The sequence below is a fragment of the Mycobacterium sp. 852002-50816_SCH5313054-b genome (assembly GCF_001667185.1).
Classification (GTDB): domain Bacteria; phylum Actinomycetota; class Actinomycetes; order Mycobacteriales; family Mycobacteriaceae; genus Mycobacterium.
Genome location: NZ_LZIC01000041.1, coordinates 1 through 20179, shown reverse-complemented (window position 1 = coordinate 20179; position 20179 = coordinate 1). Strand labels below are relative to the sequence as shown.

Sequence of the window (20179 nt, the reverse complement as noted above, 5' to 3'; positions counted from 1 at the left end):
CACTTCTCAGGACATTCTCAGGTCGTCGGCACATTTCTGCACGTCAAAGCGTGTGAGATCGCGACGGGGCGGGAACTCCCAGGCTGGGTCTGTCGTTGAACGACTTGACAGTACAAAGCCGAACGGGAGGGTCGCTATGGCGAATGCCGGCACAAGCAGGATCGACGGCGATCTGGATGCTCAGAGCCCCGCAGCGGACCTAGTGCGCGTATACCTCAATGGCATTGGTAAGACGGCGCTACTCAACGCGGCGGGCGAAGTCGAACTGGCCAAGCGCATCGAGGCCGGTCTGTATGCCGCGCATCTGCTCGAGACCCGTAAGCGCCTCGGCGAGAACCGCAAACGCGATCTCGAAGCCGTCGTCCGCGATGGCCAGGCCGCCCGGCGCCACCTGCTGGAAGCGAACCTGCGCCTGGTGGTTTCGCTGGCCAAGCGCTACACGGGCCGCGGCATGCCCCTGCTGGACCTCATCCAGGAGGGCAACCTGGGCCTGATCCGCGCGATGGAGAAGTTCGACTACACAAAGGGATTCAAGTTCTCCACCTACGCGACGTGGTGGATCCGTCAGGCGATCACCCGCGGGATGGCCGACCAGAGCCGCACCATCCGCCTGCCCGTCCACCTGGTCGAGCAGGTCAACAAGCTGGCGCGGATCAAGCGGGAGATGCACCAGAACCTGGGGCGTGAGGCCACCGACGAGGAACTGGCCGCGGAATCCGGCATCCCGATCGAGAAGATCAACGACCTGCTGGAGCACAGCCGCGACCCGGTGAGCCTCGACATGCCCGTCGGCTCCGAGGAAGAGGCCCCGCTGGGCGACTTCATCGAGGACGCCGAGGCGATGTCCGCCGAGAACGCGGTGATCGCCGAGCTGCTGCACACCGACATCCGCAGCGTCCTGGCCACTCTCGACGAGCGCGAGCATCAGGTGATCCGGCTGCGCTTCGGCCTGGACGACGGCCAGCCGCGCACCCTGGACCAGATCGGCAAGCTGTTCGGGCTGTCCCGCGAGCGGGTCCGCCAGATCGAGCGCGACGTGATGTCCAAGCTGCGCAACGGCGACCGCGCCGACCGGCTGCGGTCGTATGCCAGCTGAGGTCCCAACCAGATAGATCGCGGCGACCCGCGGCGCCCGGCTCACGCCGCGCGTGCGATCGCCGCCAGAGCCAGGTAGCAAGACGGTATGCCCGCCGCGTCACGCGGCGGGCATACTGCTTGCCGGGGACGCGTTACACCCATTCGCGCAGCTTGCCAAGTAGACTCGGCGTCAATGGAGGGTGCTGGATGAACGAGCTGGTTGATACCACCGAGATGTACCTGCGAACCATCTACGACCTCGAGGAAGAGGGCGTGACGCCGCTGCGCGCCCGGATCGCCGAACGTCTCGAGCAGAGCGGTCCGACCGTCAGCCAGACCGTGTCCCGCATGGAGCGGGACGGGCTCCTCCACGTCGCCGGGGACCGCCACCTGGAGCTCACCGACAAGGGCCGGGCGCTGGCCATCGCCGTGATGCGCAAGCACCGCCTGGCCGAACGATTGCTCGTCGACGTCATCGGGGTGCCGTGGGAGGAAGTGCACGCCGAGGCATGCCGGTGGGAGCACGTGATGAGCGAGGAAGTCGAACGCCGGCTCGTCAAGGTGCTCAACCACCCGACCACGTCCCCGTTCGGCAACCCGATTCCGGGTCTGCTTGACCTCGGCGTCGGCCCGGATTCCGCCTCCGGCGAGGTCAACCTGGTCCGGCTGACCGAGCTGCCCGCCGGGTCGCCGGTCGCGGTGGTCGTCCGGCAGCTCACCGAACACGTCCAGGGGGACATCGACCTGATCACCCGCCTGAAGGACGCCGGCGTGGTGCCCAACGCGCGGGTGACCGTCGAGACCAGCCCGGGCGGGGTCGGGGTCACCATACTCATCCCGGGCCACGAGAACGTCACCCTGCCGCACGAGATGGCCCATGCCGTGAAGGTCGAGAAGGTCTGACCCTATCCGTCTGACCTACCCCGCCCGGCGCCCGAACGACCGCCGCGGCGGCAACCGCACCCCCAGCCGCTTGGCCAGCCGGTAGCCGGTGTCCGCCAGCTCCCGGATGCGCTCGGGCCGCAGACCGGACTGCAGGGCTCTGTCCAGCATCCCCGCCATCCGATGCTCGGGGTCGCAGCGCAGCGCGGCGTCCAGCGACACGCCCGCGAGCGGGCCGTCGCCGCGGACGTACGCGCTGAACGCGAGCAACACCAGCGCCTCCACCCGCCACGGCTCGGGCAGCGAGCGCGCCAGCAGCGCCCACAGCGACTCGGCGTCGTCGGCGCGCTCGCCGACCGCCAGCGCATACAGCGTGTCGCGCACCTGCGCGTCGCCCAGCGCGCAGCCCAGCGCCCCAAGCTGGGTGGCGGACGGCGTTTCGCCGGCGGCGACGCGCTTCGCGATGGCCAGCGCGCGCCGCACGTCGCGGCGGGCGCAACCCACGGGATCGTCGCGCTGCGCCGCCTCCCGCTTCGTCGCCTGGCGCCAGAGCGCGTCGGCCAGCCCCGCGCTGCGCGCCGCGTCGACCGCGATCACGGCCTGCAGGTCGGCCCGCCGGGCGTAGAGCCGCCGGCCGTCCAGCACCGCCGCCGCGGCCAGCGGCGACGCCGAGGGATCGTCGATGGCGCCGCCGGCGCCGCAGCGGTCCACGCAATGCCAGCGGCCGCCGAGGGCAACCCGGTCCACCACGTGCGCGGCCCACAGCTGAATGTCGTGCTGCGCCAACGCGTCTGCGAGTGCCGCGCACAGCAGCCGGTGTTCCTCGTTGCAGCCCGGGCAGTGCGCGCCGTCGGCGTCGACGATCACCGCGATCGCGGCCTCGGGCTCGGCGGCGGCGGCGATTTCGGCCAGGTGCCCCACCCGGTCGGTCACCTCCTCGGACAGGTCGACCCGCAGCACGGACCCCATTTCGCCGCGGTCCAGAGACACCAAGACCAATGAATTCTCCGGAACGAAGCCGAGAACGGCCGGTAGCGCCGCGATCAGCGCGCCGGGGCGGTTGAGTTCGAAATCAGCTCGATGCGTCGTCATGGGCACCCACGCTGACGGCCGGCACCGTCAGGCCGTGCCCCCGTAACGAGATCCCGCCGCTCGTCTGTGGAGAAAGTCTGGACTGTGGGCCTTATCGTCTATCTCATGGGTTCGATGCAGGAGTACGACATCGTCGTCATCGGTTCGGGACCGGGCGGCCAGAAGGCCGCCATCGCCTCGGCCAAGCTGGGCAAATCGGTCGCCATCATCGAACGCGGCCGGATGCTGGGCGGCGTGTGCGTCAACACGGGCACCATCCCGTCGAAGACGTTGCGCGAGGCGGTCCTTTACCTCACCGGGATGGCCCAGCGCGAGCTGTACGGGGCCAGCTACCGCGTGAAGGACCGGATCACGCCGGCCGACCTGCTGGCGCGCACCCAGCACGTGATCGGCAAGGAAGTCGACGTGGTGCGCAACCAATTGATGCGCAACCGAATCGACCTGCTGGTCGGCCACGGCCGATTCGTCGACCCGCACACCATCGTCGTCGAGGACCCGGGCCGCCGGGAGACGACGACCGTCACCGGCGACTACATCGTCATCGCCACCGGCACCCGGCCCGCCCGGCCGTCCGGGGTCGAGTTCGACGAAGATCGCGTGCTCGACTCCGACGGGATCCTCGACCTCAAGTCGCTGCCGGCCTCGATGGTCGTCGTCGGCGCCGGGGTGATCGGCATCGAGTACGCCTCGATGTTCGCCGCGCTGGGCACCAAGGTGACCGTGGTGGAGAAGCGCGACGACATGCTGGACTTCTGCGACCCCGAGGTGGTCGAGGCGCTGAAGTTCCACCTGCGCGACCTGGCGGTGACGTTCCGGTTCGGCGAGGAGGTGACCGCGGTCGACGTCGGCTCCTCGGGCACCGTCACCACCCTGGCCAGCGGCAAGCAGATCCCCGCCGAGACGGTCATGTACTCCGCGGGACGCCAGGGGCAGACCGATCACCTCGACCTGCACAACGCCGGCATCGAGGTGGAGGGCCGCGGGCGGATCTGGGTGGACGACAAGTTCCAGACCAAGGTGGAGCACATCTACGCCGTCGGCGACGTGATCGGTTTCCCGGCGCTGGCCGCGACCTCGATGGAGCAGGGCCGGCTGGCGGCCTACCACGCGTTCGGGGAAGCCTGCGAGGGCATCACCGACCTGCAGCCGATCGGCATCTACTCGATCCCCGAGATCTCCTACGTCGGGGCCACCGAGGTGGAACTGACCAAGAGCGCCGTCCCGTACGAGGTGGGCGTCGCGCGGTACAAGGAGCTGGCCCGCGGCCAGATCGCCGGCGACTCCTACGGGATGCTCAAGCTGCTGGTGTCCACCGAGGACCGCAAGCTGCTCGGGGTGCACATCTTCGGCACCAGCGCCACCGAGATGGTGCACATCGGGCAGGCCGTGATGGGCTGCGGCGGCACCGTCGACTACCTGGTCGACGCGGTGTTCAACTATCCGACCTTCTCCGAGGCCTACAAGGTCGCCGCGCTGGACGTGACCAACAAGATGCGGGCGCTGTCCCAGTTCCGGCGCTGACTCAGCAGCTGTCGTCGAGGTCGTTGGGCACCGGGTCGCCGGGACCGCCGGCCTCGGCGCGCGCCAGCAACTGCGCGGTCTGGGCGTCGAACGGCGCCGAGTACGACACGTTGGCGGCGCATCCCCCGCGCTCGAAACCGCCGATCACCCCGGTGAGCGTCGTGCCACTGACCCACGGCGCGCCGCTGGTGCCGTCGACCAACCCCTCGCACGTCAACGACGGGAATCCGCTGTCGTTGACCGAGGTGGTGGCCTGGCAGCCGATGGGCGAGCCGCCCACCCCGGCCGCGTACCCCAGCACCGTGACGTGGCTGCCCGGAGGCGGTGCGATGCCCAGCGTCAGCGCCAACCCGACGTGCGACTCGACCGAACCACCGGCGTCGTTGCTGACCCGCGCGATCGCGTAATCCGCGTGCGGGTCCTTGCCGGCGGTCCAGCGCGGATCGACGTAAACGGCGTCGGCCTTCCAGACGTCCGCGGGCGGGGGCGCGGAGTCGCCGGCGAACCCGGGGACGAAGGTGATCTTGGCGGCTCCCGCCAGGCAGTGCGCCGCCGTCATCACCAGGTTCCCGGCCCCCGAATGCACCACCGCGCCCGTGCACACGTGCAGCGGGCCGTCGTTGATGAAGATCGCGCCGACGCGCCGGTCCGGCTCGACGGGGCGCGCGACGGTCTTCTGTTGGGGCTGGCTGAGGCGCTGCACCGGCGCGGTGGCCACGTCGGCGGACACGACCGGGCGCGCGGCAGGGTCGGCGGGCCTGGTGCACGACGTCAGCAACGCCGCCAGGCCAACCCCCGAGCACAGCAACACCCTCGATATGCGCATTTGGGGTCCATCATGCCCGACCATGGGGCGCCGGGCAGGGTTGAACCCGCCGGGGACGCTCTCCGCGCGCTTTGGTGTTTCGTTAGGGGTGCCCGTTGATCCGGGGGACACTTGGTTAGGGCACCCTGGAGAGATTCCCGAGAGGAGGAAGCCCGATGGCGCGCCATCACAGTCCGGACGACGACGACTATCAGCCGGGCCAGCCCGGCATGTACGAGCTCGAGTTCCCGGCGCCCCAGTTGTCGACGGCCGACGGCCAGGGCCCGGTGATGGTGCACGCCCTGGAGGGCTTCTCCGACGCGGGTCACGCGATCCGGCTGGCCGCCACCCACCTCAAGGCGGCGCTGGACGCCGAGCTGGTGGCGTCGTTCGCGATCGACGAGCTGCTGGATTACCGCTCGCGGCGGCCCCTGATGACGTTCAAGACCGATCACTTCACCCACTACGACGACCCGGAGCTGAGCCTGTACGCGCTGCGCGACAGCGTCGGCACCCCGTTCCTGCTGCTGGCCGGCATGGAGCCGGACCTGAAGTGGGAGCGTTTCATCACCGCGGTGCGCCTGTTGGCCGAGCGGCTGGGTGTGCGGCGCACCATCGGCCTGGGCACCGTCCCGATGGCCGTCCCGCACACGCGCCCGATCACGCTGACGGCCCATTCCAACAACAAGGAACTCATCTCCGACTTCCAGCCCTGGATCTCGGAGATCCAGGTTCCGGGCAGCGCGTCCAACCTGCTCGAATACCGAATGGCCCAGCACGGCCACGACGTCGTCGGCTTCACCGTGCACGTCCCGCACTACCTGACCCAGACCGACTACCCCGCCGCCGCCCAGGCGCTGCTCGAGCAGGTCGCCAAGAGCGGATCGCTCGAGCTGCCGCTGTCGGCGCTGACCGAGGCCGCGGAAGAGATCCGGACCAAAATCGACGAACAGGTCCAGGCGAGCGCGGAAGTCGCTCAAGTGGTGGCCGCGCTCGAGCGCCAGTACGATGCCTTCATCGACGCTCAGGAGAACAGGTCGTTACTAACTCACGACGAGGATCTGCCTAGCGGCGACGAGCTTGGCGCCGAATTCGAGCGATTCCTTGCCCAGCAGGCAGAGAAGAAGAACGACGACGACCAAACTTGAGACTCTTAAAACGCCCATAGCCCGGGCCGACACCAAGGTTGGCGAGATGACCGAGCGCAAGCGCAAGAGCAACCTTCGCCCGGTGCGCGAGGTGACGGCCCCCACGCTCGAGTTCCGCACCATTCACGGCTACCAGCGGGCCTACCGGATCGCCGGTTCCGGCCCGGCGATCCTGCTGCTGCACGGCATCGGCGACAACTCCACCACCTGGAATGCCGTGCAGGCCAAGCTCGCCCAGCGGTTCACGGTCATCGCCCCCGACCTGCTGGGTCACGGTAAATCCGACAAGCCGCGCGCCGACTACTCGGCGGCCGCCTATGCCAACGGGATGCGTGACCTGCTGTCCGTGCTCGACATCGAGCGGGTGACGATCATCGGCCACTCGCTGGGCGGCGGAGTGGCCATGCAATTCGCTTACCAGTTCCCGCATTTGGTTGACCGGCTGATCCTGGTCGCCGCGGGCGGTGTCACCAAGGACGTCAACGTCGTGTTCCGGCTGGCCTCGTTGCCGATGGGCAGCGAGGCGCTGGCCCTGCTGCGGCTGCCGCTGGTGCTGCCGGCGGTTCAGTTGGCGGGGAAGCTGGCCGGGCTGGCGATCGGATCGACCGCGCTGGGCCACGACCTGCCCAACGTGCTGCGCATCCTCGACGACCTGCCGGAGCCGACGGCCTCGGCGGCGTTCAGCAGGACCCTGCGGGCGGTGGTGGACTGGCGCGGGCAGATCGTGACGATGCTGGACCGATGTTACTTGACCGAGGCCATCCCGGTGCAGATCGTCTGGGGCACCAAGGATGTGGTGGTCCCCGTCCGGCACGCCTGGATGGCGCACGCCGCAATGCCCGGCTCGCGCCTGGAGATCTTCGAAGGGTCGGGCCATTTCCCGTTCCATGACGACCCGGCCCGCTTCATCGACGTCGTTCAGCGCTTCATCGACAGCACCCAACCCGCCGAATACGACCAGGCCGCCCTGCGCGCGTTGCTGCGCACCGGGGGCGGGGAGAAGACCGTCACCGGCCCGGCCGACACCCGCGTCGCGGTGTTGAACGCCATGGGTTCCGACGAGCGCAGCGCCACCTGACAATTGCTTTGACCCGGCCCGTACAGTCGGGTCATGGGTATCGACGTGACGGTGCTGCGGGTGTTCACCGACGCGGACGGCAATTTCGGTAATCCGCTCGGCGTGGTCGATGCGGCCCGGGTGGGGCCCGGGGACCGGCAGCGGCTCGCGACCCAATTGGGTTACAGCGAAACGGTATTCATCGATCTTCCGGCCGCCGGCGCAACCACCGCGCACGCCAAGATTTACACTCCCCGCACCGAACTTCCGTTCGCCGGGCACCCCACTGTCGGCGCCGCGTGGTGGCTGCGCGAGAACGGCTGGCCGATCAAGACGCTGCAGGTGCCGCCCGGCCTGGTGCAGGTGAGCTATCAGGGCGACGTGACGGGCATCAGCGCGCGCTCGGAATGGGCGCCGGAATTGGCCCTGCACGAATTCGGTTCGGCCGACGACGTGCTCGCCGCCGATCCGGGGGACTTTCCGGACGACACCGCGCACTACCTGTGGGCCTGGATCGATCGGGCCGCCGGCGCCGTGCGCTCCCGGGGATTTTTCGCGAACCTCGGTGTGCCGGAAGACGAGGCGACCGGCTCGGCGGCGATGCGGCTCACCGACTACCTCAGCCGCGACCTGCGCATCACCCAGGGCAAGGGCTCCGTCATCGAAACGACGTGGAACGCCGAGGGCTGGGTCGGGGTGGCCGGGCGTGTCGTCGACGACGGTGCCAGGCAGGTCGACTGACGCGCGGCTCAGCGCTGCCGGTGCAGGACGGCGTCGAGGTGGTCCTGCAGGGGCTGCCCCACGGCGCCCATCCGCACGGAGTAGGACAGCTCGTCGCCGTTGATGCGCAGCGAACGGCCAAGAGCGGTCACCTCTTTGGCGGTCGGGGTCCGCCCGACCTCGGTGGTCGATAGCTCGAATTCGATGAGGTCGCCGGTCACCGAATAGGTGCCCACGTCGATTTCGGTGATGCCGCTCGGATGGGCCAGCACCAGCTCGACGTGGCCCGGCCGCGGCACGCGAAGGTATCCCGTCTCGGCGTGCATGGGTTTGCCGTCGCTCGCCGCTCTGGTCTTTTGCGCATACGCCAGAAACGGCTTGCCCACATGGGAGAACACGACTTCCTCGAGGTACTCGAAGGGCGCGATCGTCGGGTACTTACCGGTGCCCCGACCGGCCCATGTGCCCAGCAGGGGTGCCAGCGCCTCGAGATCGGGATGCAAGTCAGGCGGCATGAGCGCCAGCCTAGCGAGTGGCCGGCTCCGGGTCGGTCGGCGCGTTGCGGTGCGCGCGCAGCGCCTCGATCTCGCGCTCGAAGTCCTCCGCGGACGAAAACGAGCGGTACACCGAGGCGAACCGCAGGTAGGCCACCTCGTCGAGGTCGCGCAACGGGCCCAGGATGGCCAGGCCGACCTCGTGGCTGGGCACCTCGGGCGACCCGGCGGCGCGCACGCTGTCTTCCACCTGCTGGGCAAGCAGATTCAGCGCGTCGTCGTCGACCTGGCGGCCCTGGCAGGCCCGACGGACCCCGCTGATGACCTTTTCCCTGCTGAAGGGCTCGGTGACACCACTGCGTTTGACGACGGCCAGCACCGCCGTTTCGACGGTGGTGAAGCGCCGCCCGCACTCGGGGCACGATCGGCGGCGCCGAATAGCCTGGCCTTCATCGGTTTCCCGCGAATCGATCACCCGGGAGTCGGGATGGCGGCAGAACGGACAGTGCATGACCGCTCCTTCGCCGTGCTCACATCCCGGGGTCGCAGAACACCCCGAGCGTACCCGCCTCGGCGGGTCAGCCGACCGGCGCGATCAGCGTCTGACCCGCGGCGACGGACGGCGAGTTCAGGTCGTTGAGTTCGCGAATCCGCTGGGCCACCTGGCGGGTCGGCGCGTCCGGCGCCACCCGGTGGGCGACATCCTGCAAGGACTCGCCGGGTTCGACCCGCACGACGGCGAGCCGATCCGGTACGGCGGCGGCCGATCCCGGGGACTCGCCGTTGACCGCCTGCCCGATGTTGGCGACCAGCCCCAGCCACAGCGTGATGATCCCGGCGACCAGCGCCAGCCCGACCGTCGTCGCCAGCGTGACGGGCCGACGCGGGCGGTGCGGCGCGACGGACATCGCGACGCCCGTGCCGTGGTAGCGCGGCGGCGCGCCCGCCGGCCTGGACGGACCCGGCCTGCGGGAACGGGCCAGCCCATCCCGGCCGTAGCGGAGCCCCGGCACCGGCCCGTTGACCGGGTGCCGAACGCCGCCGGTACGCGGCGCGACTGTGTGGATGATGGTCATCTGCGTTCCTCCGGTCAACTCATACTCGCTCGTGTGTTCGACTATAGTCGCTCGTGTGTTCGATACCCGAACATTTGAGCGAAGCGTGTCGGCCGAGCAAAACGCTAGAGCACCCCACCGACAACTTTGTGGGCGTGACCACTGACATGGCCTTGAAGTACCCGATCGATCGAAGAGTTACACGTTTGTTATTCCGCCGGCGGGCGCGTGCCGCCGGCCGGATTCGCACCACCGCGACACGCTACTCGAACACATGTTTGATTCTTCGACGCGGTGCCGCTACATTCGGTGCATGAGCGACAGCAACGCCACCCCATCAAGCAGCTCGCACCCCGTGGACTCCTCGCTGACCGAACGGCAGCGCACCATTCTGAACGTCATCCGCGCCTCGGTCACCAGTCGCGGTTACCCGCCGAGCATCCGGGAGATCGGCGATGCCGTCGGCCTGACCTCGACGTCGTCGGTGGCCCACCAGCTGCGCACGCTGGAGCGCAAGGGATACCTGCGCCGCGACCCGAACCGCCCGCGGGCCGTGGACGTCCGGGGCGCCGAGGACGTCGGCGCCGCGGCGCCGGTCACCGAGGTCGCCGGGTCGGACGCGCTGCCCGAACCCAGTTATGTCCCGGTACTCGGACGCATCGCCGCCGGGGGGCCGATCCTCGCCGAGGAGGCCATCGAGGACGTCTTCCCGCTGCCCCGCGAGCTGGTCGGCGAGGGCACGCTGTTTTTGCTCAAGGTGGTGGGCGAGTCGATGGTCGAGGCCGCGATCTGCGACGGCGACTGGGTGGTGGTGCGCCAGCAGCACGTCGCCGACAACGGCGACATCGTCGCGGCCATGATCGACGGGGAGGCCACCGTCAAGACGTTCAAGCGCGCGGGCGGTCAGGTGTGGCTGATGCCGCACAACCCGGCGTTCGACCCGATCCCCGGCAACGACGCGACCGTGCTCGGCAAAGTCGTCACGGTGATCCGCAAGGTCTAGCGCCGCTCAGTCGGCCTTGACGAAGCCGTTGGCCTGCGCGACTTCTTCGCTGGCCAACCAGATTTCGGCCAGGGTGTCGTGGTAGAGCGGGCTCTCGGGCGTGTAGTACAGGCCGAAGCTCGCGCTGGCCTTGATCGGGTAGCCGTCGGGCACCTGGTAAGGATCGTCCAGCGGCATGCGGATCGTCGGGCGCCCGCCGACGACGGGCGCCGCGGCGGCCGTTTCCCCGCCCTCCGACGGTTCCTCTTCGTCCGCGGCCGCGTGGTGCCGCCCGATGCGGGACTCGGCGCTCATCGCCAAGGCCTCCGCGGCTTCGGGACCGACGGTCTCGGGTAGCTCGGCGTCTTCCGCGGCGTCCGGGTGGCCGGCCCGCTCGTAGCCGGGCTCTTCGTAGTCGGCCTGCTCGTAGCCCGTGTCCTCGTAGGCGACGTCGTCGTAGGCGGCGTCCTCGTAGACGCCCTCGTCGTCAACTCCGGGATAGCCCCCCTCCGACAGGGCGGCCACCGCGACGATGGGGATGGAATCCGTGTCCACCGCGTCGGGATCTTCTTCCTCGGCAACCGGGCCCTCGGGGCCCCGGCTCCAGCTGACCCGCCCCACGGAATCGGCGTCGGGGGCCGGCTGCTCCTCGACCGCGAAGTGGTCGGTCGCGAGCCCAGCGTCGTCATGCCCCCAGTGCGCGTCGGCCGGGGCCTCGTAGCCGACGTGCACGTCGCGCTCGGGCTCGTAGGCGGGGGCCCCGGCGATGTCGCCGGCGCCGCGGCGGGCGCGACGCCGACGCAATCCGAATGTCAGCAACCCCGACAGCAGGATCAGCACCAGGACCCCGATGGCGGCCGGCAACCACCACCGCTGCCAGGCGAACTTCTTGCCGTGGGTGGGCATCGCCGCGGTGCTCGGCTGATTCTGCCCCGACACTTGCAGGCCGGACAGCAACGGAGCCAGGTTCGACGGCTCGGTGGCGAACGAGTTCTTCGCCCGGTTCCACGAGATCTTGCCGCCGGTGAACTGCTGCGAGACGACGTCGCCGTCCACGGCCTGATCGCCGACCGGGGCGCCCAGCTTGCCGCTGGGGCCGCGCAGCTTGTCCCACGCGGCCTTCATCGCGCCGCGCACCACGAACGCGCCGTGGTCGGGTGTCCAGAAGATCACCGGCTTGTCGGCCGCCGCGAAGGTGGCGATCCGGCTGGACGGGCCGATGCCCCCGTCGGACTCGTTGGCGGTCGGGAAACCCAGGTCGCTGCCCGCCGGCCCGCCCAGCGACTCGTACTTGGCGAGGATGTCACTCTCGAGGGCGTTTGCGCCGGTGGCCGGGTTGAAGAAGACCTTGCCGCCGGCGAAGTTCTGGGCGATCGCATCGCCGCCGATCGGATACGTTGCGCCCTGCTTTGCACCCAGCGGCCCACTGGCCCCGCCGGCCGCCCGCCACGCCATGTTGATGGCGGCGGCCGGATCGATCGCCACCTGCAGGCCCTTGAGTTGGTCGGCCAGGGGCGCCGGGTTGGTGGCGAACTCCTTGGTCTTCCTGTTCCAGGAGATCTCGCCGCCGCTGAACTTCTGGGAGGTGACCTCGCCGTTGTAGGTTTCGTCCCCGGCCGGCGCGCCCAGCACGCCGCCCGAGCTGCCCAGCTTGTCCCAGGCGGCGTTCATCGCGCCGCGCACCACGAAGGCGCCGTGGTCGGGGGTCCAGAAAATCACCGGCTTGTCGCTGGCCGAGAAGGTGGCCACCCGGCTGTCTGGTCCCGCCAGGCCGGGAACTTCGTTGATGGTGGGGAACCCCAGGTCGCTGCCGACCGGACCGCCCAGCGCCTCGTATTTGTCCATGATGGGGCCGTAGACGAACTTGGCACCGGTGTCGGTGGTGTAGAACATCTTGCCGCCGTCGAAGTCCAGCGCGAACCCGTCGCCGGCGGGGTAGACGTCCCCCTTGCGGGCACCGAGCGGCGAGGTGTCGCCGCCGGCCTTCTCCCACGCGGCCATCATGGCGGCCTCGGCGTCGCCGATCGGCGACGCGGACACGGACGGCGCCAGCAGTGCGGCCGCCAGCACCGCGGTCGCCATCCCGACCAGCGCGCGCCCGACCAGCTTGCGCATTCGACCTCTCTGCCCGTTCACCAAGCCTCCGATGGATAGGCCCCTATCCCCGGTCATGACCGCACCTAAACCCGTGACGAACCGCATTATCGCCGGGCTCGCATAACTTTGCCCCGGCCGACATGCAATGCGAAGTCAAATTGGAAATAGTACGGAAACGGAGACCGCGCCGATGTCGAAATGATGCCGGAGCGCGCCCGGATTGCAATCGACCCCGCTCACCAGCACCGCGATCGCCGATGTGGCGATGTGTGACTACGCAGTCGCTATACGAGAAACACATGCGCCGACGGTACGCGAGGCCGTTAGCTGGTCAGCGAACTACCCGGCGAAATGGCCGATCAGGCCATTCATTATTTGGCGGACTAGCTAGCCGGCGGCACCCGCGTCGCGGCGTCCTGGCCGCGCAGGAAGCCGCGATTGCCTTGCGCCGCAACATGATTCCTAGACGCCGAGGCTGCGGCCGATGATCTCTTTCATGATCTCGGTGGTGCCGCCGTAGATCGTCTGCACCCGGGCGTCGAGATAGGCTCGGGCGACCGGGTATTCGCGCATGTAGCCGTAGCCGCCGTGCAGCTGCAGGCACCGGTCGATGAGGTGCACCTGCTTTTCGGTGGAGTACCACTTGGCCATGGCGGCCTGCTCGGCGGTCAGCTTGTGGTCGAGGTGCAGGCGGACGAACTCGTCGACCATCATCCGCACCACGGTGGCCTCGGTGGCCAGTTCGGCGAGGACGAAGCGGCTGTTCTGGAAGCTGCCGATCGGCTTGCCGAAGGCCTTGCGCTCCTTCGTATATTGCAGGGTCTGCTCCAGCACGCCTTCCATCGCCGCGGCGGCCATGATGGCGATCCCGATCCGTTCCTGCGGCAGGTTCTGCATGAGGTAGATGAATCCCATGCCCTCCTCGCCGAGCAGGTTTTCGGCCGGGACATGCACGTCGCTGAACGACAGCTCGGCGGTGTCCTGCGCGTCGAGCCCGATCTTGTCGAGGTGCCGGCCGCGTTCGAATCCCTCCATGCCGCGCTCGACGACCAGCAGCGAGAAGCCCTGCGCGCCTTTGTCCGGATCCGTCTGGGCGACCACGATGACCAGGTCGGAGTTGATCCCGTTGGTGATGAACGTCTTTGCGCCGTTGAGGACGTAGTGATCGCCCTGCTTGACCGCGCGGGTCTTGATGCCCTGCAAGTCGCTGCCGGTGCCCGGCTCGGTCATGGCGATCGCGGTGATGATCTCGCCGGTGCAGAACTTGGGCAGCCAGCGCTGCTTCTGCTCCTCGTTGGTCAGCGACAGCAGGTACGGCGCGACGATGTCGTTGTGCAGGCCGAAGCCGATCCCGCTGTAGCGACCGAGCGTGGTCTCCTCGGTGATGATCGTGTTGTACCGGAAGTCGGGGTTGCCGCCACCGCCGTACTCCTCGGGCACCGCCATGCCCAGAAAACCCTGCTTTCCGGCCTCCAGCCACACGCCGCGGTCGACGATCTTGGCCTTCTCCCATTCGTCGTGGTACGGCGCCACGTGGCGATCGAGGAAGCCGCGGTAGGACTCACGGAACAATTCGTGCTCGGGCTCGAAAAGAGTGCGCTCGTACTTGATGGCACCGCTCATGGACAACCTCCGCTGACCGTCGGCGAATGGGACTCTGCCGCCCAAGATATACCAACCAGCCGGTTGGTCGGCAGTCGGCGGGGCGGGCCCTGGCTAGCGGGCGGCGAACTCGCGCAGGCTGGCCGCCAGCGCCACCGGGACGCGCGCCCGGATCCGGGTGCCGTCGGCGCTGTGCTCCTCCTGCTGGACGCGCCCGCCGGCGTGCAGCCGGGCGACCAGGTCGCCGCGGTCGTACGGGATCACCACGTCGACGGCCGTATCGGTCGGCGCGGCCAGCTCGGTCATCCGCCGCCGCAGGTCCTCGATGCCCTCGCCGGTGCACGCGGAGACGAACACCGCGCCGGGCAGGCCGTGGCGAAGCTTGGCCAGCGTCAGATCGCTCGCGGCGTCGACCTTGTTCACCACCAGGAGCTCGGCCGGCGGGCTGCCGTCATGGTCCGCGATCACCTCGGAGATCACCTGGCGAACCGCGTTGATCTGGGCCATCGGGTTGGCGTCGGAGCCGTCGACCACGTGCACCAGCAGATCGGCGTCGACGACCTCCTCCAGCGTCGAGCGGAACGCCTCGACCAGCTGGGTGGGCAGGTGCCGGACGAACCCAACGGTGTCGGTGAGCACGGCCGGCCGGCCGTCGGTGAGCTCGGCGCGCCGGGTAGTGGGTTCCAGGGTGGCGAACAACGCGTCCTGCACCAGCACCCCGGCCCCGGTCAGCGCGTTGAGCAGGCTGGATTTGCCCGCGTTGGTGTAGCCGACGATGGCGATCGACGGGACGTCGCTGTGCAGGCGGCGGCTGCGCTGGGTGTCGCGGGCCTGCTTCATGTCCTTGATCTCGCGGCGCAGCTTGGCCATCCGTTCGCGGATGCGACGACGGTCGGTCTCGATCTTGGTCTCACCGGGACCGCGCAGGCCCACGCCGCCGCCGCTGCCGCCGGCGCGGCCGCCGGCCTGCCTCGACATCGACTCGCCCCAGCCGCGCAGCCTGGGCAGCATGTACTCCATCTGGGCCAGCGACACCTGCGCTTTGCCCTCCCGGCTGGTGGCGTGCTGGGCAAAGATGTCCAGGATCAGCGCGGTGCGGTCGATGACCTTGACCTTCACGGCCTTTTCCAGCGCGGTCAGCTGCGCCGGGGACAGCTCGCCGTCGCAGATCACGGTGTCGGCGCCGGTGGCCAGGACCACCTCGCGCAGTTCGGCGGCCTTGCCGGACCCGATGTAGGTCGACGGGTCGGGCCGGTCGCGGCGCTGGATGAGCCCCTCGAGCACCTGCGAGCCGGCGGTCTCGGCCAGGGCCGCCAGCTCGGACATGCTGGCCTGGTTGTCGGCCGCGCTGCCCTCGGTCCACACGCCCACCAGCACCACGCGCTCCAGGCGCAGCTGGCGGTATTCGACCTCGGAAACGTCGGCGAGTTCGGTGGACAGCCCGGCGACCCGGCGCAGCGCCGATCGGTCTTCGAGGGCGAGTTCGCCCGCACTGGGCTCGAGATCCGGCCGATCGTAAAAGGGAGATTTGGGATGTGTCATAGGCAATTAGCAATAGTGCACGTTAAATCGGTGCAGCGCATCCGATTTAACGCTCCTGGGCGCGCCACCATTCCTCGCTGATCTCGCCGCGGGCCACCAGCACCGACGGTCCGCGCAAGTAGCTCGTGGCGTCGGTGATCGTCACCACGACGTCGCCGCCGGGCACCCGCACGGTGAGGGTCCCGGTGTCGGCCCCGGCGTCGGCCAGCGCGGCGACGGCCGCCGCGACCGTTCCGGTGCCGCAGGAGCGCGTCTCACCCACGCCGCGTTCGTGGACGCGCATCCGGACCACTCCCCCGACCGGCGCGGTGAGCACCTCGACGTTGACGCCGTCCGGGAACTGCGCGCGGTCGAACTGCACGGGCGCGCCCACGTCCAGGGCCGCCAGCGCCTGGGCGTCCAGTTGCGGGTCGACGCAGGCCAAGTGCGGGTTGCCGACGTCGACCGCCAGGCCGGTGAACCGACTGCCCCCGACCGTGGCCTCCCCGCTGCCGACCCGGTTCGCCTTGCCCATGTCGACGGTGACGTCGGCGTTGGTCTGGCCGGCGTGGTGCAGGGTGACCGGCCGCGGGCCGGCCAGCGACCCGACGACGAACTCGTCGCGCGATTCCAGGCCGCAGGCCCGCAGGTAGTGCGCGAAGACCCGCACGCCGTTGCCGCACATCTGCGCGGTGGACCCGTCGGCGTTGCGGTAGTCCATGTACCAGTCGCCGGTGCCGACGCCGTCGGGCAGGCGCTCGAGCACACCCACCCGCACGGCGGCGCCCGCGGTGGTGATCCGCAGCACCCCGTCGGCGCCCAGGCCCCGGCGCCGGTCGCACAGCGCGGCCACCCGGGCGGCCGTCAGCGCCAGCTCGGCGTCGAGGTCGGGCAGCAGCACGAAGTCGTTCTGCGTGCCGTGGCCCTTGGCGAAGATCACCTGTTCAGGGTACTTGTCGCCAGGCCCGCAACGCGTCGTCGACGAGCCCGGGGCCCTCGGCTCCCCCTTTTTCACAGTCCAGCCAGGTCACGCGGTGGTCCCGGCGAAACCACGACCGCTGCCGTCGCACGTAGCGCCGGGTGCCGACATAGGTCTGCTCCCGCGCGTCGCGCAGCTGGTCCGGGCTAGGGCCTGTTGCACCGCCCGCGTCGAGCGCGGCCAGCACCTGCGCGTAGCCCAGGGCGCGCGGGGCGGTGACCCCGTCGCGCAGGCCGTCGCCCAGCAGCCCCCGGACCTCGTCGACCAGGCCCTGATCGAACATCGCGTCGGTGCGCCGGGCCAATCGCTCGTCGAGAACTGTTGTGTCGCAATCTAATCCGATGATGACGGTATCCCAGCGCGGGGCGCCGATGCGCGGGGCGGAGGCGGCGAACGGCTGCCCGGTGAGCTCGACGACCTCGAGCGCGCGCACCGTGCGCCGGCCGTCGGTCGGCAGGATCGCCGCGGCCGCCGCCGGGTCGCGGCGCGCCAGCTCGGCGTGCAGCCGCCCCACCCCGACCTCGGCGAGCCGCCGCTCCCAGCGCGTGCGCACCGCGGGGTCGGTCGCGGGAAACGACCAGTCGTCGAGCAGGGATTGGATGTAGAGCATCGAGCCACCCACGATCACCGGCACGGCGCCCCGGGCCGCGATCGCCTCGACGTCCGCCGCGGCGGCCCGCTGATAGCGGGCGACGGTGGCCGTCTCGGTGACGTCGAGAACATCGAGCTGATGATGGGCAATGCCGCGGCGCGCCTGCACCGGCAGCTTGGCGGTGCCGATGTCCATCCCGCGATACAGCTGCATCGCGTCGGCATTCACGATCTCCCCGCCCACGCGCTCGGCGACGTCGAGCGCCAGCTGCGACTTGCCGGTGCCGGTCGGCCCGATGATGGCGAGCGGCCGCCCACCTTGGTTCATAGCTGCCAAAAGCCGGCGAAGTAGCCCACGCCGAACGGCGCTCCCCGGTAGAGCTCCTTGGCCGATCGCGGCCCCGGCCCCGCCAGGCCGGCGAGCACCTGAAACGCGACCCGCCCCAGGATCTGCGGCGGCAGCTCGGCCAGGGTGGCGACGTCGCCGTTGGCCAGGGCGTCGTCCAGGGTCGCTTGCGCGTCGGCGTCGCCTGGATGGTGACCGCCGGGCGCGGCGGGCGTCAGGGTGTTCGCGCCGTCGGCCACGACGAGCACCCCGACCGGGTCCGGGGTCCGGTCCAGCTCGGCGCGCAAGCGCCTGCCGCGGGCCAGCGCGGTGTCGACGTCGTGGTCGCCGCGGTAGACCCGGACCTGCACGCCGCCGTCGGGGCGCGCCTGCCCGCGCACCCACCCGGCGAGCAGCGCGCACACGGGGAGGTCGGCGGGGGCGTCGGCCCGCGGCGACAGCCCGACCCGGACATCGACCCCGAAGCCGGCGAAGGTGCCGCGGGACTCCGGCTCGAGTACGTCGTCGGCTCGGCCCGTTGCGATCGCGACCCAGCGCGGCGGCAGCAAGGCCGCCGCCGCGAGCACCGCCGCGGTGAGCTCAACCACCTCGGCGGCGGCCGCCCCGGCGAGCTCGGGAACGAGCACCGGCGCGGAGGGAACGATCGCGATGGCGCCCAGCACGCCACAAAACTAACGGGACGCGGACCGGACTAGGTAATCGTCTGGGTCGGGTCCGGCGCCGCCGGGGCAACCGGAATCGACTCCTGGGCCGGCGGGTCGCCGGGCAGCGGGTCGTTGTGCAGGTCTCGCCCGGTCCCGGCCGCCATCGAGGCGGCCTCGCCCCGGGCCAGCGCCACCGTCGCGATGATGACTAAGGCGACCGCCGAAACCAGCGCGAGCGCCGCGGGTCCGGTGGCCCGCAACGTCTCCTCGAGCACGGTGACCCCGAGGACACCGGCCACCACGGGCTTGGCCACGGTCATGGTGGGCAGGGACGCGGTGAGCGCGCCGGCGCGGAAGGCGGACTGCTGGAAAACCATCCCGCACAGCGCCACCAGCAACCACGGAACGAACTCCGGCATGCGCACCACGGCGCCGGGGCCGCGTTCGGCCACCTCGACGACGCCCTTCGTCAGCACCGCGAACAGCGCCAGCGACGAACCCGCCACCACCGCCAGCAGTGTCGCCGCGACCGGACGGCCCTTCCAGATCCGGGCCCCCAGCACACACAGCACCAGCGTGGGGCCCATCACCGCGGCCACGATCAGCCACGTCGACAGTGAGGCCCGTTCGTGACCGGAGCGCGGATCGCCGACGATGATCACCACCGCCAGCGCCGCGGCCAGCACCAGCGCCCACACCCACTCCCAGCGGGTCACCCGGATGTTGGTCAGCCGCGCATAGATCGGCAGCGCGAACAGCAGCGCGGTCACCTGCAGCGCCGTCACCAAGACCACCGAGCCCCACGCCAGGGCGGCGGCCTGCAAGCTGTAGTTGACGATCGCCGCGAGGCCACCGAGCCACCACCGCTTGTCCCGCAACGACATCCGGAACAGCTCGAGGTGCCCGACTTCCTTGTCGGTGATCTCCTGCGCCGAGCGCTGCCGGATCACGTCACCGACGGCGGAAGCCAGCGCCGCGCACAGGGCAATCAGCGCCGCGACATCCACTTTCGTCATGCGAACCCCCTCTCCGGCGTTCCGGGCAGCATTCCCTTGACGCTGCGTGTACACGCGCTGTTCGATCAGAATTCAGCGACCACTGTACTGCGACGGCGCCGGGCTGAGGCCCTCAGCGGCCCTGGCGGTCCATCAATACTGCGCCCGCAGCAAACCGTTGTACAGCCGAACGACGGCTGGCCGTGGCATCCATCGCCCCCCGCTCATCCCACCAGAAACTCCACTCGCTTCCGCCACGCTACCGGGCGGCGCCGCGGTGCCCTACGGCCGAAGCGGCGGTGGAATCGAACTGTTATGCATCCGGCGGCCCGGGGGCGGGGTCCCCGAGAACTGGTAGGCGCGCGCCGCCCGCCAAGCTGCTTGAATACTGTGGGAACCGGTTGACAAGGCGCCGCTACGCGCGGCAGGCGCGCGGGACACTGTCCGCGCGAAAGAAGGGTGGTGACGAGGGGATGACGGCAGACGAGCCAGGCAGCACCGCCGTTCCCAGGCCGGTGCCGCGACCGGGACCACGTCCCGGCCCCCGCCCGGTGAGCCCGGGGCCACGACC

The 20179-nt window shown here is 69.9% G+C and carries 20 protein-coding genes; 8 read left to right on the top strand and 12 right to left on the bottom strand.

All coding sequences use genetic code 11. The features are described 5' to 3' along the window. Nucleotides 1-136 precede the first annotated feature (136 nt). Both sigB and A5787_RS07965 read left to right on the top strand, forming a co-directional pair. Nucleotides 137-1096, top strand: a complete 960-nt coding sequence (sigB, locus tag A5787_RS07970; RefSeq protein ID WP_066964231.1) for a sigma-70 family RNA polymerase sigma factor SigB — start codon at nucleotides 137-139, stop codon at nucleotides 1094-1096. A 188-nt stretch (nucleotides 1097-1284) separates the two neighbouring features. Beyond that, a complete protein-coding gene (locus A5787_RS07965) occupies nucleotides 1285-1980 on the top strand; it encodes a metal-dependent transcriptional regulator (RefSeq protein WP_066964228.1) in 696 nt (231 codons plus the stop codon). A 15-nt stretch (nucleotides 1981-1995) separates the two neighbouring features. Here the strand turns inward: A5787_RS07965 and A5787_RS07960 are convergent, their stop codons facing one another. Beyond that, entirely contained in the window at nucleotides 1996-3051 is a 1056-nt protein-coding gene (locus tag A5787_RS07960) for a DUF4192 domain-containing protein (protein WP_066964225.1), read from the bottom strand. A 114-nt stretch (nucleotides 3052-3165) separates the two neighbouring features. On the opposite strand from A5787_RS07960, the gene sthA reads away from it, so the two are divergent. Continuing rightward, nucleotides 3166-4572 carry a Si-specific NAD(P)(+) transhydrogenase gene (gene sthA, locus A5787_RS07955; RefSeq protein WP_156763828.1) on the top strand — a complete coding sequence of 469 codons (1407 nt, stop codon included), beginning with the start codon at nucleotides 3166-3168 and terminating at the stop codon, nucleotides 4570-4572. Nucleotide 4573: 1 nt separating this feature from the next. Here the strand turns inward: sthA and A5787_RS07950 are convergent, their stop codons facing one another. Beyond that, entirely contained in the window at nucleotides 4574-5398 is an 825-nt protein-coding gene (locus A5787_RS07950) for a serine protease (RefSeq protein WP_066964218.1), read from the bottom strand. Nucleotides 5399-5553: 155 nt separating this feature from the next. Here A5787_RS07950 and A5787_RS07945 point away from each other — a divergent pair, with 155 nt between their 5' ends. From A5787_RS07945 to A5787_RS07935, 3 genes are read left to right on the top strand one after another with little or no spacing between them, the layout of a single operon-like run. Next, on the top strand, nucleotides 5554-6525 hold the full coding sequence (locus tag A5787_RS07945) for a proteasome assembly chaperone family protein (RefSeq protein ID WP_066964214.1): 972 nt from the start codon (nucleotides 5554-5556) through the stop codon (nucleotides 6523-6525). 46 nt (nucleotides 6526-6571) lie between these two features. Continuing rightward, nucleotides 6572-7603 (top strand): alpha/beta fold hydrolase, encoded by a 1032-nt coding sequence (locus A5787_RS07940; protein ID WP_066964210.1) that lies wholly within the window; start codon nucleotides 6572-6574, stop codon nucleotides 7601-7603. A 33-nt stretch (nucleotides 7604-7636) separates the two neighbouring features. After that, entirely contained in the window at nucleotides 7637-8323 is a 687-nt protein-coding gene (locus tag A5787_RS07935) for a PhzF family phenazine biosynthesis protein (protein ID WP_066964207.1), read from the top strand. An 8-nt stretch (nucleotides 8324-8331) separates the two neighbouring features. On the opposite strand, the gene A5787_RS07930 is transcribed toward A5787_RS07935, so the two are convergent. From A5787_RS07930 to A5787_RS07920, 3 genes are all read right to left on the bottom strand, one after another. Next, on the bottom strand, nucleotides 8332-8817 hold the full coding sequence (locus A5787_RS07930) for a peroxynitrite isomerase (protein WP_066964205.1): 486 nt from the start codon (nucleotides 8815-8817) through the stop codon (nucleotides 8332-8334). Between the two features lie 10 nt (nucleotides 8818-8827). Continuing rightward, nucleotides 8828-9307: a transcriptional regulator NrdR gene (nrdR, locus tag A5787_RS07925; protein WP_066964202.1), complete on the bottom strand. Its 480-nt coding sequence runs from the start codon at nucleotides 9305-9307 to the stop codon at nucleotides 8828-8830. Nucleotides 9308-9374: 67 nt separating this feature from the next. Next, nucleotides 9375-9872 (bottom strand): LysM peptidoglycan-binding domain-containing protein, encoded by a 498-nt coding sequence (locus A5787_RS07920; RefSeq protein ID WP_066964200.1) that lies wholly within the window; start codon nucleotides 9870-9872, stop codon nucleotides 9375-9377. 292 nt (nucleotides 9873-10164) lie between these two features. Between A5787_RS07920 and lexA the strand changes: the two genes are divergently transcribed. Continuing rightward, a complete protein-coding gene (gene lexA / locus A5787_RS07915; protein WP_066964197.1) occupies nucleotides 10165-10854 on the top strand; it encodes a transcriptional repressor LexA in 690 nt (229 codons plus the stop codon). Between the two features lie 6 nt (nucleotides 10855-10860). Here lexA and A5787_RS07910 read toward each other — a convergent pair whose 3' ends face one another. The 7 genes from A5787_RS07910 to A5787_RS07880 form a co-directional block, all read right to left on the bottom strand. After that, nucleotides 10861-12948 (bottom strand): LGFP repeat-containing protein, encoded by a 2088-nt coding sequence (locus tag A5787_RS07910; protein ID WP_066964195.1) that lies wholly within the window; start codon nucleotides 12946-12948, stop codon nucleotides 10861-10863. Nucleotides 12949-13392: 444 nt separating this feature from the next. Then, entirely contained in the window at nucleotides 13393-14553 is a 1161-nt protein-coding gene (locus tag A5787_RS07905; RefSeq protein WP_066964192.1) for an acyl-CoA dehydrogenase family protein, read from the bottom strand. Between the two features lie 93 nt (nucleotides 14554-14646). After that, nucleotides 14647-16074 (bottom strand): GTPase HflX, encoded by a 1428-nt coding sequence (gene hflX, locus A5787_RS07900; RefSeq protein ID WP_066964189.1) that lies wholly within the window; start codon nucleotides 16072-16074, stop codon nucleotides 14647-14649. A gap of 46 nt (nucleotides 16075-16120) precedes the next feature. Then, nucleotides 16121-16993: a diaminopimelate epimerase gene (gene dapF, locus A5787_RS07895; protein WP_066964186.1), complete on the bottom strand. Its 873-nt coding sequence runs from the start codon at nucleotides 16991-16993 to the stop codon at nucleotides 16121-16123. Nucleotides 16994-16997: 4 nt separating this feature from the next. Continuing rightward, nucleotides 16998-17951 carry a tRNA (adenosine(37)-N6)-dimethylallyltransferase MiaA gene (miaA, locus tag A5787_RS07890; RefSeq protein WP_066964183.1) on the bottom strand — a complete coding sequence of 318 codons (954 nt, stop codon included), beginning with the start codon at nucleotides 17949-17951 and terminating at the stop codon, nucleotides 16998-17000. Further along, entirely contained in the window at nucleotides 17948-18631 is a 684-nt protein-coding gene (locus A5787_RS07885) for a hypothetical protein (protein ID WP_066964180.1), read from the bottom strand. The genes miaA and A5787_RS07885 overlap by 4 nt, the downstream gene beginning before the upstream one ends. 29 nt (nucleotides 18632-18660) lie before the next feature. Next, the gene (locus A5787_RS07880; RefSeq protein WP_066964177.1) at nucleotides 18661-19629 is read right to left on the bottom strand and encodes a DMT family transporter; all 969 of its coding nucleotides are present in this window, start codon (nucleotides 19627-19629) and stop codon (nucleotides 18661-18663) included. A gap of 452 nt (nucleotides 19630-20081) precedes the next feature. On the opposite strand from A5787_RS07880, the gene A5787_RS28070 reads away from it, so the two are divergent. Further along, a partial coding sequence (locus A5787_RS28070) for a hypothetical protein (RefSeq protein ID WP_231993897.1) occupies nucleotides 20082-20179 on the top strand: 98 nt, incomplete at its 3' end.

Bases quoted from the DNA above. Each gene is read 5' to 3' on its own strand.
- A5787_RS07945 (WP_066964214.1), top strand. From the start codon at position 5,554: ATGGCGCGCCATCACAGTCCGGACGACGACGACTATCAGCCGGGCCAG.
- A5787_RS07950 (WP_066964218.1), bottom strand. From the start codon at position 5,398: ATGCGCATATCGAGGGTGTTGCTGTGCTCGGGGGTTGGCCTGGCGGCG.
- lexA (WP_066964197.1), top strand. From the start codon at position 10,165: ATGAGCGACAGCAACGCCACCCCATCAAGCAGCTCGCACCCCGTGGAC.
- A5787_RS07920 (WP_066964200.1), bottom strand. From the start codon at position 9,872: ATGACCATCATCCACACAGTCGCGCCGCGTACCGGCGGCGTTCGGCAC.
- A5787_RS07910 (WP_066964195.1), bottom strand. From the start codon at position 12,948: ATGCGCAAGCTGGTCGGGCGCGCGCTGGTCGGGATGGCGACCGCGGTG.
- nrdR (WP_066964202.1), bottom strand. From the start codon at position 9,307: ATGCACTGTCCGTTCTGCCGCCATCCCGACTCCCGGGTGATCGATTCG.
- hflX (WP_066964189.1), bottom strand. From the start codon at position 16,074: ATGACACATCCCAAATCTCCCTTTTACGATCGGCCGGATCTCGAGCCC.
- sigB (WP_066964231.1), top strand. From the start codon at position 137: ATGGCGAATGCCGGCACAAGCAGGATCGACGGCGATCTGGATGCTCAG.
- A5787_RS07930 (WP_066964205.1), bottom strand. From the start codon at position 8,817: ATGCCGCCTGACTTGCATCCCGATCTCGAGGCGCTGGCACCCCTGCTG.
- A5787_RS07935 (WP_066964207.1), top strand. From the start codon at position 7,637: ATGGGTATCGACGTGACGGTGCTGCGGGTGTTCACCGACGCGGACGGC.
- A5787_RS07960 (WP_066964225.1), bottom strand. From the start codon at position 3,051: ATGACGACGCATCGAGCTGATTTCGAACTCAACCGCCCCGGCGCGCTG.
- miaA (WP_066964183.1), bottom strand. From the start codon at position 17,951: ATGAACCAAGGTGGGCGGCCGCTCGCCATCATCGGGCCGACCGGCACC.
- A5787_RS07965 (WP_066964228.1), top strand. From the start codon at position 1,285: ATGAACGAGCTGGTTGATACCACCGAGATGTACCTGCGAACCATCTAC.
- A5787_RS07905 (WP_066964192.1), bottom strand. From the start codon at position 14,553: ATGAGCGGTGCCATCAAGTACGAGCGCACTCTTTTCGAGCCCGAGCAC.
- sthA (WP_156763828.1), top strand. From the start codon at position 3,166: ATGCAGGAGTACGACATCGTCGTCATCGGTTCGGGACCGGGCGGCCAG.
- A5787_RS07880 (WP_066964177.1), bottom strand. From the start codon at position 19,629: ATGACGAAAGTGGATGTCGCGGCGCTGATTGCCCTGTGCGCGGCGCTG.
- A5787_RS07940 (WP_066964210.1), top strand. From the start codon at position 6,572: ATGACCGAGCGCAAGCGCAAGAGCAACCTTCGCCCGGTGCGCGAGGTG.